Genomic DNA, 12,894 nt, shown 5'->3' with positions numbered 1-12,894 from the left:
AACAACGGTATTGCAAGATTTACGCCAGTGTCGCAAACGGCCCTATCACGATTTATCATTAAGGCGACGACGATTGAAGCTCAGCGTTGAAAACTCGTCCATCATACGCTGTTCACGTTTTTCTTCTGCGCGCTGCTTTTCTGTTTGTTTTTTTTCAATCAACCACTCATAAGAGCGTCTTTGCTTACGAATCTCTAGCCAATGTTGCTCGCTATTTTCCACTTGCTGGGTAAAGTGCGCTTCCGCTTCCCGTTGCTTTGATAAGGTCTCATCTAACTGACTTAAAAAACGTTGTAAATGACCATATTGACTCGCAGTGAGTCCTGCTTGCCCTCGATCAACGAGTTGCTGGCAGTAATCCAATCGATACTGCTCTATTTGCTCTAGCTGCTGATAATAGTTATCCAACTCACTCCTCGCTTGATTGAGCGCCATGACCGCTTTATCTTCGTTGTCTTTGGCTTGGCTAAGCAAAAAAGTCAGTGCGTTGTCCATCGATTACTCCTCAACACCTAAGACGTTCTTGAGCATATTGACACACATATCATAAGGGACGGTTTCTTTCATCTCTTGTTGTAAATACTGATCCAGCTTCGGTTTCAATGTAAATGCGCTATCAATGGCCTGATCGGTCCCTGGCTTATACGCCCCAATAGAGACCAAATCCTGATTTTTACGGCATATTGATAGGATTTGTCGAACCGCTTTTGACATCAGAACGTGCTGATCGGTCGTCACTTGCGGCATCACCCGGCTGACGGATTTTTCCACATCAATCGCGGGATAATGCCCGGCATCCGCCATTTCACGCGACAGCACGATGTGTCCATCCAAAATCGCACGGGAGGCGTCCGCGATCGGGTCTTGTAAATCATCGCCTTCGGTTAATACAGTGAAAAAGGCGGTGATGGAGCCCTGCTCCGGCCCACCATTACCTGCACGCTCGACCAATGCGGGAAGCTTAGCAAACACAGAAGGTGGATAACCTTTTGTCGCAGGTGGCTCACCTACCGAGAGCGCGATTTCGCGCTGCGCTTGAGCAAAACGCGTCAGAGAATCCATGAGCAGCAAAACATCTAAACCCTGATCGCGAAAATATTCGGCAATCGTTAACGCTGTTTGGCAGCCTTTCAAGCGCATCAGTGGAGAGGAATCCGCTGGCGCTGCCACTACGACAGCGCGCTGGCGTCCTTCGTGCCCGAGAATTTCTTCAATAAATTCTTTTACTTCTCGCCCACGCTCACCGATTAACCCCACGACGACAACCTGTGCTGTGGTTCCGCGAGTCATCATCCCCAATGTGACAGACTTACCCACACCCGATCCTGCAAATAAGCCAATACGCTGACCTTTACCGACCGTCAGTAACCCATTGATCGCTTTAATTCCAACATCCAATGGCGCATCAATGGGTTTACGCGCTAGCGGGTTAATGGGCTCTACGTTTAACGACGCGGTTTGTTCCGTATAAATCGGCCCTAAACCATCCAGAGGGTTGCCAACACCATCGACCACGCGGCCGAGTAATTCCATACCAACAGGCATGCCCGCCTCTTGAGTAAGAGGCGTCACTTTCGCGCCTGGTAAAATCCCCGTGATTTGTTCGCTCGGCATGAGAAATAGATTATCACCAGAAAAACCGACGACTTCCGCTTCCATGTTACCTGACATAGTTTCAATCAAACATAAGCTGCCAATCGGGGCTTTGCACCCTGTCGCTTCTAATGTTAACCCGACCACACGCACCAACTTTCCCGACGCGATGGGTTTGCGCGTCAAGCCTTCGATTTTATATTGCGTTAGGCGATCCGCTAATGACAACATTACTCCGTACCCACTTGGTGACGATTGGCACCACAAAAATTGTGTAATACTGCACGAATCCGCTCTTCCATACGATAGTTGACACTCGAGTCGCTTGCTTCAATTTGCACATCACCACGATCTAAGGCAGGCTCACTCACCAAGGTCCAATTACGGCTATCCACTTCTTGCTCGCCGTAAGCCTGCTTAACGATATCAACATCGTCAGGATGTAACTTCAAGGTAATGGCATGACCGGCGATAGGCAGGGACTCCACCGACGCCTTAACTGTATCTAAAATGATCTGTGGATTGGTTTTCACTTCGACGTGCACCACTTCTTTCACCATCGTCAGCACCATATCGACCAGTTGTTTTTCAACCTGTGCATTCATCAGTTCCAACGGTTGAGAAAACTGGTTGGCCATTTCAACAAACTGCTTTACCTGTTGATCCATATGTTCTTGGCCAGCCTGCAAGCCTTCTTGATGACCTGCCGTCACGCCTTCTTCATGACCGACACGATAGCCTTCTTCTTTTCCCTGCTCGACGCCCGATTGAAAACCTTCTGCATAACCTTGTTCTTGTCCTTCTTGATACGCTGCTTGGCGAATCGACTCGAGGTCTTCTACAGAGAAAGGTTGAGGTTCGCTTTCGTCTTCAGCGACCTCATCACGAGGTGTCCAACTGGGATCATAATTCAGCGCCGTTTCGCGCGCACTGTTGCCTGAATCCAAGTCGTAGTCAGGTAGCCCCCACGTTTGTGGTTGCTCATCAGCGGGTGTATTGGAGTCGGGACGGATAAAACCGCGTTTTCTTTCAACTGGCATATGCTTTCCTATGCGTAGTTCAAATCACTGAGACAAGCAGAGGCCGGAGAGCCGACCTCTGTGAAGAAGATACCTTACAAGAATTCGTCCGCACCACCAGACAACATAAGCTCACCTTGGTCCGCCATTTTACGGGCAATCGCCAAAATTTCTTTTTGCGCCGCTTCCACATCCGATACTTTGATCGGTGGCATCGCTTCTAAATCATCACGCATAAGCTCGGCTGCTCGTTTGGACATGTTCTTAAAGATTTTATCACGCAGATCATCATCTGCCCCTTTAAGCGCACGCTGCAAGACATCTTGCGGCACATCGCGAAGTAGTTTTTGAATGCCTTGATCGTCGACTTCGACTAAATTCTCGAACACAAACATCAAATCCTGAATTTGGGTTGCCAAATCTTCGTCTTGATCGCGCATCTGATCCATCAAGAGACCTTCGACGTTGTTGTCGAGGTAGTTCATGATATCCGCCGCCGCTTTCAAGCCACCAATTTTGGCCGCTTGTGCACCGGCTTGTCCTGCGAATTGTTTTTCCATGATCTCATTCAACTCAGCCAATGCTGATGGCTGTACCTCTTCGAGGTTAGCGATACGCATCATCAAATCAAGACGATCACGCTCAGCAAACTGCGCGAGAATTTCGGCTGATTGGTCTGGATCCAAGTATGACAATACAATGGTCTGAATCTGTGGGTGTTCATTGACGATGATGCTAGCCACTTGCCTTGGATCCATCCATTTCAATGAATCCAAACCTTTTGAGCCAGTCCCCAATAAGATTTGGTCGACCAAGTTATTGGCTTTATCGGCTCCGAGCGCAGCGACCAATGCATTTCGCATAAAGTCTTCGCTCCCCATACCGATATTGGTGTATTTCTGAATATCTTCTAAGAAAGCGCGATGCACCAAACCGACTCGATCTTGGCTCAAATCTTTGGCTTTGGCCATCGCACTCCCCACCCGTTGCACCTGTTTCGGCTCTAGGTGGCGAATAATACCAGCGGCATCGTCTTCATTGAGACTCAGTAATAAAATGGCGGCACGCTCTTCACCAGGAATATCGGCAATATCTTCAGTGCTGACCACTTCTTTTCCTTTTTCATCATTCTCAGGCATTTTGCATCCAATTTTTCACTACTTGAGCCGCAAGTTCTGGCTCGTTGGCCACAAGAGCACGTACCGCTTTCAATACGTCCTCATCTTTATGCAAGTTCGGTAGATCAATACCGGTACCAAACTCAAAGAGCTCGCCCCCATCGATGTCACCACCAATCAGACTGGTTTCACCATCCGCTCCAATTGGCATACCATCTGGACCATACATCGAATCTTCGTCGAGACCCGCGGCTGGATTGAGCAGTTTCTTCAATGCTGGACGCACCAACACTAAAATCACGACAACAATCACGAGCGCACTGGCTAACCAACGAACCCAATCCCCAAAGTTTGGGTTCTCCCAAATTGGCACATCTTGGGCTTCGGCAACCTCTGGTTGGACAAACTGCATGCTCAATACATTCAGTACATCCCCTCGACTTTGATTATAGCCTACCGTTCCTTCTAAGACCTGACGGATCGATTGTAATTCAGCATCACTCACCGGGGTGTATGTCACATCCCCCGTTTGCGGATCCACTTTAGCGCGATTTTTTATTGCGACAGCAACGGTTTGCCGTGCAATAGCGCCCGTTTGTTTCCGTTCATGACTGATCGTCGTATCCAATTCATAGTTACGGGTCGCTTCTTTATGCACCGAGCCTTGTCCCATGGTCGAACCGTCTTTCATTTGCGCCACGTCTTCGGGGATAGAGGCATCTGCTGGCGGTTGATTACTTAATGCGCCAGGAACACCAGCAACTGTATTACTGTTGTTGTAGTCTTCACGCGTATATTCGCTGCGTGTCGATGGCGTTTTAGGATCAAAGCGCTTACGTGTTTGCTCAACCGCATTAAAGTCCAAGTCAATGTCCACTTGCGCGGTATAATTTCCCAGCCCAAGAATGGGGATTAACACAGAGTCGATTTTTTGACGAACATCCGCTTCTTGTTTACGTTCAAGCTCTTGCTCTTTACGGCGCGCTGTAGAAGCGGGATCTTGTGAGCCGGAGTTCAGTAATCGACCGTGCTGATCGGTGACCGTCACTTTGGTCGGTGACATGCCAGGCACCGCGCTCGATACCATATCAATGATAGAGTCGACTTCTTCCTGTTTCAGGCTGGCGCCAGTACGCAAGGTTAAAAAGACAGAAGCAGAGGCTGGCTGATTTTGACGAACAAACACACTGTGTTTGGGCAAAGCCAACAGCACTCGTGCTTTTGTTACTTGACGCATTTCTTCAATCGCAGCGGCTAATTGTCGCTCACGACTTAATTTCAAGCGCTCTTTTTCCAAACGCTGAGAAACACCAAACCCCATATCTTTCAATAAAATATCATCGCCCGCGCCATCTGTATTGGTATTAAGATCGGCACGTACCATGTTCAATTTGAGGTTATTGTAATCAGACACTGGCACTAAGATGGTGTTCCCATCCAGCTTATAGTCTTGCTTTTGCTCATCAAGATAATCAAGAACTGGGATGAGTTCTTGTGTGTCATACACGCCTAATGGGCGCATTTCGGGTTGGCGAACCCAAAAAAACAACATCACGATCAGAGCAACACAAATGGAAATCGACAGCACCAAAACCACTTGGCGTAATAAATCTAAATCGCCCATCGCGAAATCGATTTTATTCGTGCTTTTTTCCTCGATATCCGGGTTTTGTGTGTCCGAACTAAGGCTCGTACCTGCGCTTGAGGTCATCGCCTGATCGCCACTGCCGCTGACAGCAAGATCGGTTTTTTGGTTGTCTTCAGCCACTATCGGTTACCTTTCTTTAAACCGGCATATTCATTAATTCTTTGTACGCATCAACGAGCTTGTTACGCACTTGAATCGTCGCTTCAAAAGAAACACTCGCTTTATTACGAGCGATCATGACATCCGCAAGAGAGACACTCTCATCTCCACGATCAAAGCGGGTTTGCAGCGCGCTCGAAGTTTCCTGAAGACCATTCACATTATTGATGGCTTTAGTCAGCATATCACCAAAATCAGCGCCAACTTTTTGTCCAGTTGGAGCTGCAGTTGTATTACTTGCTTCCAAGCGCATTGCTTGCATTTCACTTTGTAAGCCATCTAATCTCATAGAAACCTCGGGTGCCAAAAGTTTGACAAAAAACAATCGTTATCTACTAATGAGCAAGTTGCATGCCATAAGCGGTTATCATTCATCAATTGGGAATATCGATTCCGGCATCACGCATTTTGGCGAGTTTATATCGTAGCGTTCGTGGACTGATTCCAAGCTTTTCCGCCATGTCTTTACGACGTCCATTACACTCCACCAGCGTTTCCATAATAATGGTGTACTCTTGATCACGCAGCTCATCACCTAAGCCTATCGACCCATTAGACTCTGTTTTCCTTTCCGGCTCTGAATAGGTTTTCGATAATTCAGGATCGGCAACGGGCTTGATCGAAGGCGAGGTATCTTGTTGATGCTCGACAGCGTGTTGCAACCCAGACGCATCTTGCCAATCGAGTCCCTCAAGTAGAATATGTGACGCTTCGATGGTTGCTTGATCACTTAAAATCAGCGCGCGTTGGACCACGTTATCCAGCTCGCGGACATTCCCTGGCCATGGATATTGCAACAGCTTTTCTGTCGCACCGAGTGATAAGCTTGGCACAGGCAGTCCTAGCTTTTTACAGTGACGTTCAATCAGGTGCGCGGCGAGTGGTTCAATATCGCCTTTTCGCTCACACAATGCGGGCCAAGTAATTGGGAATACATTTAAACGATAGTACAAATCTTCACGAAAGTTGCCTTCTTGGGCATATTGCTTGAGGTCGCGGTTACTGGTGGCTAATACTCGCACATCCAGTTTGACACTTTTTCGACTTCCCAAACGCTCGACTTCACGTTCTTGCAAGACACGGAGTAGCTTGGCTTGTAAGTTCAGTTCCATCTCACTGATCTCATCCAGTAAGATGGTTCCCCCTTGTGCTTGTTCAAATTTACCGGGGCACGCTTGTACCGCTCCGGTGAAAGCGCCTTTCTCATAACCAAATAAAGTGGCTTCCAACATGTTGTCCGGAATGGCCGCACAATTGATCGCGATAAAGGGGCCATCTTTACGCAGAGACACATTATGAATATAACGTGACATGACTTCTTTACCGGATCCACTGGGTCCTAATACCATGACATTCGCGTCAGTTTTCGCCACTTTGTCCGCTAAAGATAACAATTTGAGACTTTTGGGATCGGCAACAACCGCATCGCCATTATCATCGGATTTAACTGGCGCATAACGGCTCACCATATTCAATAAGACTTCCGGGGCAAATGGCTTAGCCATGTAATCAATCGCCCCTTCTTTCATCGCAGAAACCGCATCTTCAATGTTTGCATATGCGGTCATCAACAACACAGGGACGTTCGGCCAGTGAACTTTAATGTTGCGTAACAGCGCTAATCCACCCATACCCGCCATCTGTACATCAGACACCACAATGTCAACCGAATCATTTTTCAGTTTCACTAAAGCATCTTCCGCGCAATCTGCTTCCAACCATTCATAGCCAGCAAGTGCTAACGTATCTACTAAGGCTTCACGCAAACCTTCATCATCTTCTACAATTAAGACTTTACTTTGAGCCATTATGATTCTCCAGTTTCGAATGTGGTTTGATTAACCTGACGATCTAATGGAATACACATGGTGAAACATGCCCCATCCCCTTCACGTGACAGTAACTCCAAACGACCGTCGTGAGCACGACAGACCATTTGTACAACGGCCAACCCTAAGCCAGTACCTTGCGAGCGGGTGGTAAAGAAAGGTTCCATCACTTTTTCTTGCAATGCTTCTGGTATACCTGGGCCATTATCTTGTACGGAAATTTTGACTTCGCCATTGACCGCTCGGAAAAACACATCAATCTGCGCGTCTTTTCCAGCGATCTGGATAGCATTCATCACCAAGTTACTTAATGCAGAAGCGAGTGCATTCGCGTTACCGAGCAGTTGCGTGTCAGGCTGCTCAACTTCTTGAGCATAATCAATGTGATTGGTACGCACTGCCGCTTCAACCATCGGATGAAACTCATCCACTAAGTCCTGCAAAGAAAAAGCGTCGACAACCTTATTATCGCCCCCCTTTGCAAACAATAGCATATCATTCACCTGCTTTTCTAAATCGTGCAGGCGATCCACCAGTTTGGTTTGAAAACGCTCACGCGTTGCATTAGGCAGGTTGGGCGAACCAAGATTAGAGGCATACAACATGGCACTCGATAAAGGCGTGCGCACCTGATGCGCGAGAGAAGCCACCATATGCCCCAATGAAGACAGGCGTTGCAAATCACTGACGCGCGATTGCAACAATCGCGTTTCAGTTAAATCGGTAATGAGGATAAGTTGACCGGTTGTTGAAGCCGAAATCGCCAAGCGGACTTTGCGCCCATTGCGTAATGAAATTTCATGGCCATCATCATCACGAGGAGCAAACGCCTCTTGAATGATAGTGAACCATTTCTCATCGACCAAAGGCATCTCAAGCAGTCGATGAGCTTCAGGATTTGCCTCACGTACGATGCCTTGGGTATCGAGTAAAATCACCCCTGCAGGCATCACGTCTAACACTTGTCGATAACGAGCAACTTGCTCATCCAAAGAATCTAAGTGGGAATGTTGCTCTCGCTCATTGCTCATTGTCGAAAAACCGTCAATAAAAGTTACTACTCATGACATACGCAAGATATATGCCATAAAATAAGTCTTATATTTCATAGCATTAACGCGACGTCATATTATTGACGACAATGAAAAAGTGATATCAATCACATTTTCTAGCGCTGCATATTATACTTACGCATCTTTTCAACCAGCGTGGTACGGCGCATCCCAAGCATATCGGCAGCGCGAGCAACCACACCATCCTGGGCTTCTAATGCTTGATTGATCATATTGATTTCGAAATCTGAAATCATTTGCTTGAGGTTAACTCCCTCTGGAGGCAGAGCTTGGGATCGTTCCGTTTCAGCAATCAACTCTTGCGACTCTTCGAAACTGAAATCTTCCGCAAAGATATTCGCTAAGACATCTCGCTCATCTTCTTCAACCGTACTCATTTGATCCGGCTCTGGCTGAAATTCTGGGATATCACTGTAGCGATACTTGGTCGGTAAATGATTAACATCCACCAAGCTATTCGGATAAAGAATGACCATTCGCTCGACCAAATTAGCCAGTTCCCTCACATTGCCTGGCCACTCATGTTCAACCAAGGAATTGATCGCTCGCGGCGTAAAACAAATCGGCTGAGCACCTTCCGATTCTAGACGCGAAAGCAGCTCATGCAGCAATAATACGATGTCTTCTTTTCTTTCGCGTAATGCTGGCATCTCGATTGGAAATACGTTCAGGCGATAGTACAAATCTTCTCGGAAGGATTCATCAAAAATCATCTTATCAAGATTACGGTGAGTCGCCGCGATAATACGTACATTCGCTTTAATGGTGGTATTGCCACCCACACGCTCAAAACAGCGCTCTTGCAACACTCTAAGTAACTTAACTTGCATGCTCATTGGCATATCGCCAATCTCATCCAAGAATAATGTGCCACCCTCTGCAAGCTCAAAGCGGCCCTTACGAGCGGTTATCGCTCCGGTAAACGCGCCCTTTTCATGACCGAATAATTCACTTTCTAGCAGATCTCCTGGTATCGCTCCACAGTTAATAGGAACAAAAGGGCCATCTTTGCGCACCGAGTGATAGTGAATATTACGTGCCACAACTTCCTTGCCCGTTCCGGATTCACCGAGGATTAATACATTCGCTTCGGTCTGCGCGACTTGCTCAATCATGTGACGAACATGCTGGATACTATTGCTTTGTCCGACCAAGCTGCGAAATAACATGGTATTCCTCAACGCAGAGTTCGCTTGAATACCACGTCGGCCTAAGAAGACTTTACAATGACGTAACGCATCACTTAACTGAGGGTAGTTAAGTGGGAACGTCAATTCGCCAATAAAATTAGGACATTCTTCAAGAGAATAAGGCTGTGTATTAGCCACTAATAATGGCACATGATAAGCATTACGTACGATTTCCACGATACGTGGGCGTTGTGACTGCTCATGCAGTGAGCCAAGGATGCAGCCTCCCCAAGTTAACGACCAATCAACTTGATCCACTTGTGATGAGGAAATCGCTACACACTGTTCTCCGACAAATTCTAAAATTGTATTGAGATTCAAACGCACATTTTCGTCGTCTTCAATCACAATGAGTTTCGCTAAACCTTGCATAGGTGAGAATAATGCCTTAAATCCGGGAAGTTGCTTATCGTTAGATGAGTCCATATCGTCAAGATATGACAAATTTTTGTCAGTCTTGAAGTAAACGATAGTCAAAAATATAAAAACAGCAACAAAAAAAGCCACGTGGCTACTACGTGGCTTTTATTGTATTTGATAAAAAAATAAAGGCAACCAAGCAATTAGAGGACATCGTTTGGTTTAGCTGTCAAAAATGAGTTATGCACCCACTTGATGCGCGGTCAAATTGTGATATTCCGCTGGAATTTGATCCCAAGCCGATTTGATCTCACGGATAATTTCAATCGCGTCATCCAATAACTCTGGTTGATTGAGCTGATTTGAGGTGGTGATTTGCGTGATCAAAAACTCATATAATTGATCAAGGTTTTGAGCAATCTCGCCACCATCATCCATCGACAAGCAGCCACGTAAACTGATGATGATATCCAGCGCTTTACCCAAACGTTCGCCTTTCACCGCGATATTATGCTGCTGCATCGCCGCTTTGCCTTGGATAAGACGCTCAATTGCTCCAGCCATTAACATTTGCACGACTTTGTGCGGTGAGGCCGCGCTGAGCTGGCTATCCACTGATACTTTTTTGTACGCCTGTAAAGAACCACGCATAGTCTTCCTCTTTATAAAAACTTTTTGTATTGCTGAACGGATTGACTGCCGTGACGATATTTTTTCAACTGCTTGCCTATCGCTGACGTCTCTGATTGCATTTGTTCAACAAGATGTCGTGTATTAATCACTGCTTGCTGCCACTGTGAAGATTGGGCCAGCTCAATGTGCTCGGTCACATAAGGTAATAAATCCTGTAATAACCGTTCTCTTGTATCGACGAGTTGCAAAACTTCTAAAGCGTTAATTTCATCCTGCTTTAAGCTTTGCTCTAATAAGTGATCTAGATCACAAAGCTCTTGTATGCGACTGTCCATCAACTTATCCTAATGCATTCATCATGCCAGTTAGCTGCGATTGCATTTTACTGGTCGCATCTTGCATGGCTTCAAATTTGGCATGCGTACGAGTTTTGAGCTGGTCCATGCGTCGATCGAGTGTCGCTTGATCATCTTGTAGCCGACGGTTTTCTTCCGTTAAACTTTTCTCACGCGTACGAATGGCTCCGGTCACACCGGTCACACTTTGTATGGCATCTTGAATCCGGTCAGCAAACCCATTTCTTCCGCCAAAAAAACCTTTCAATTTATCGAAATTATTCACCAACTGGCGGTTCAAAACCTCACGGTTGAGTTCTAATCCACCTTGACGCGTCGTCGTAATGCCTAACGAAGACAGCGAATTCATTTCTTTAGGTGCTCCCTCAATCGGCGTTGAGAAAACCGATTTTAGCCGAGATTCGGCACTGCGAGTGATGCTTTCCCCTGCCAGTGGCCCTGCTCTGCCCGTTTGAGGATCGACACTACCAAGCTCTTTATTGACTTGATGAAATTGATTATAGGCATTCACGAACTTTTCTAAGTACTGACTCACCGTCTCTCTGTCGTATTCCACATCAATTTCTGGTGGACGAGCATTCGGATCGGTTTTGGCTTTTAACGTTAGATCCACACCTTCAATCGCATCTTCTATCACGTTGTTGTGGCTACTCAGCTCTGCCACACCATCTAAAATCACTTTTGAATCTTGTGCCGATTGTACCTGAGTCAATCCATTGTAATTATTGAATTCGGCTTGCGCTGCTTGCAGGTTCTTTTGCGCTTGCTCGATTTTATCTGCCTGCTGCTGCTCTTCAGGTGACAGAGTGGCACGAACCGCCGCCTTTGCCTCATCCGGTGTCATATTGCCGCTCTTGACAGCTTGAGCAATACTGCGTTCTTCCTCTTTGCGCAGCGCGGTCAGTTTCTTTTCCGCTTCTTCAGGAGTCACATACGAATCATACAAAGTGCCAGAAGCGGTGTTCGACCAGCCTGGTACCTGTGAAGACTTCGCTTGTGCTTGACCATCTAACTCTGGTTGCGGCTCCTCGTAAGAGTCCAGTAACGTGCCAGATGCGGTTTCAGTCCAGCCAGGAATGCGATCTTGTGGTTTGACGTAAGGTGTTTTGCCTGAACTATTTAAAGCAGAATTCGGCGCGCTTTCACTGGCATTCGCCGTCTCTTGATCCACTTTGCGAGCCGCATTTTCAATTTTTTGCGCCACTTTACTGGCAATTTCTTGTTGTTTCGGCGTCAATGGCTGCAAAATTTCTTGAGCCTCGGCACGAGCAGATTCTAAGTCTTTGACACGATCTTCTAAGGTTTTAAACGCCAACTGATTCAGCGCATCACCGGGTTTTGCATCCACACTAATACGTAGCGCCGAGTCTTTCCCAGTTTGGTTTGCAGCGATGACAATACGGGGGCCATTGCTGTCTTTAATGACAGCCGCGCGAACGCCTGGATTGGACTTCGCCCCATTAATCCCACGCACTACATCATTTAATTTGGAATAGGAAGAAACGTTCACATCAAAAGAACGACTCCCCATTGAAATATGCAACTTGCCCGGACCAAATTTTTGTCGATCATCAAACGGTGTTGATGCCAACTTATGGCTTTGGGCAAGTTGCAATACATCGACGGAATACTTGCCTGCAATGGCATTCGTTGATGCTTTTGCGATTACAGCTGAATCATCAGTCACGTCAACTTTCCGAGCAGCAAAAACTTTGTTGAAACGGAAATCTGACATCAGATTTTTCATCGAATCCAATGATTCTTTGAGGCGGCCATAAGCACTAATGCTGGCATTTACATCGGCACGTTCGTTATCGATGCGCTTTTGTTTCGGCACACGTTCAGAACTGACAATTTTTTGGACCATGGAATTAATGTCCATGCCACCATTCATACCCAGCGGGCCGACACTCATT

The 12,894-nt window shown here is 46.6% G+C and carries 12 protein-coding genes; all 12 read right to left on the bottom strand.

Annotated features, from left to right (window positions below):
* Positions 1–45: 45 nt before the first annotated feature.
* The 12 genes from fliJ to fliD all read right to left on the bottom strand — a co-directional run bounded on the left by fliJ (position 46) and on the right by fliD (position 12,893).
* A complete protein-coding gene (gene fliJ, locus EAE30_RS09230) occupies positions 46–495 on the bottom strand; it encodes a flagellar export protein FliJ (protein WP_123015639.1) in 450 nt (149 codons plus the stop codon).
* 3 nt (positions 496–498) lie between these two features.
* A complete protein-coding gene (fliI, locus tag EAE30_RS09225; RefSeq protein WP_123015638.1) occupies positions 499–1,824 on the bottom strand; it encodes a flagellar protein export ATPase FliI in 1,326 nt (441 codons plus the stop codon).
* The gene (gene fliH, locus EAE30_RS09220) at positions 1,824–2,633 is read right to left on the bottom strand and encodes a flagellar assembly protein FliH (RefSeq protein ID WP_123015637.1); all 810 of its coding nucleotides are present in this window, start codon (positions 2,631–2,633) and stop codon (positions 1,824–1,826) included. Before fliH ends, fliI begins: the two co-directional genes overlap by 1 nt.
* Before the next feature lie 74 nt (positions 2,634–2,707).
* Positions 2,708–3,751, bottom strand: a complete 1,044-nt coding sequence (fliG, locus tag EAE30_RS09215) for a flagellar motor switch protein FliG (protein WP_123015636.1) — start codon at positions 3,749–3,751, stop codon at positions 2,708–2,710.
* The gene (gene fliF, locus EAE30_RS09210) at positions 3,744–5,498 is read right to left on the bottom strand and encodes a flagellar basal-body MS-ring/collar protein FliF (protein WP_123015635.1); all 1,755 of its coding nucleotides are present in this window, start codon (positions 5,496–5,498) and stop codon (positions 3,744–3,746) included. Before fliF ends, fliG begins: the two co-directional genes overlap by 8 nt.
* Before the next feature lie 16 nt (positions 5,499–5,514).
* Entirely contained in the window at positions 5,515–5,826 is a 312-nt protein-coding gene (gene fliE / locus EAE30_RS09205; protein ID WP_123015634.1) for a flagellar hook-basal body complex protein FliE, read from the bottom strand.
* A gap of 85 nt (positions 5,827–5,911) precedes the next feature.
* A complete protein-coding gene (locus EAE30_RS09200) occupies positions 5,912–7,345 on the bottom strand; it encodes a sigma-54-dependent transcriptional regulator (protein ID WP_123015633.1) in 1,434 nt (477 codons plus the stop codon).
* Complete coding sequence (locus tag EAE30_RS09195) at positions 7,345–8,397, bottom strand: sensor histidine kinase (protein ID WP_123015632.1); 1,053 nt, start codon at positions 8,395–8,397, stop codon at positions 7,345–7,347. The genes EAE30_RS09200 and EAE30_RS09195 overlap by 1 nt, the downstream gene beginning before the upstream one ends.
* 137 nt (positions 8,398–8,534) lie before the next feature.
* Positions 8,535–10,001: a sigma-54 dependent transcriptional regulator gene (locus EAE30_RS09190; protein WP_123015631.1), complete on the bottom strand. Its 1,467-nt coding sequence runs from the start codon at positions 9,999–10,001 to the stop codon at positions 8,535–8,537.
* A 228-nt stretch (positions 10,002–10,229) separates the two neighbouring features.
* Positions 10,230–10,640, bottom strand: a complete 411-nt coding sequence (gene fliS, locus EAE30_RS09185; RefSeq protein WP_123015630.1) for a flagellar export chaperone FliS — start codon at positions 10,638–10,640, stop codon at positions 10,230–10,232.
* 11 nt (positions 10,641–10,651) lie between these two features.
* A complete protein-coding gene (locus tag EAE30_RS09180; RefSeq protein WP_123015629.1) occupies positions 10,652–10,957 on the bottom strand; it encodes a flagellar protein FliT in 306 nt (101 codons plus the stop codon).
* A 4-nt stretch (positions 10,958–10,961) separates the two neighbouring features.
* Positions 10,962–12,893, bottom strand: a complete 1,932-nt coding sequence (fliD, locus tag EAE30_RS09175) for a flagellar filament capping protein FliD (protein ID WP_123015628.1) — start codon at positions 12,891–12,893, stop codon at positions 10,962–10,964.
* Position 12,894: the final 1 nt, after the last annotated feature.

Origin of the sequence: Vibrio zhugei (assembly GCF_003716875.1) — a bacterium.
Classification (GTDB): domain Bacteria; phylum Pseudomonadota; class Gammaproteobacteria; order Enterobacterales; family Vibrionaceae; genus Vibrio; species Vibrio zhugei.
The sequence above is the reverse complement of the archived record's forward strand: the minus strand, read 5'-3'. Positions and strand labels throughout refer to the sequence as shown.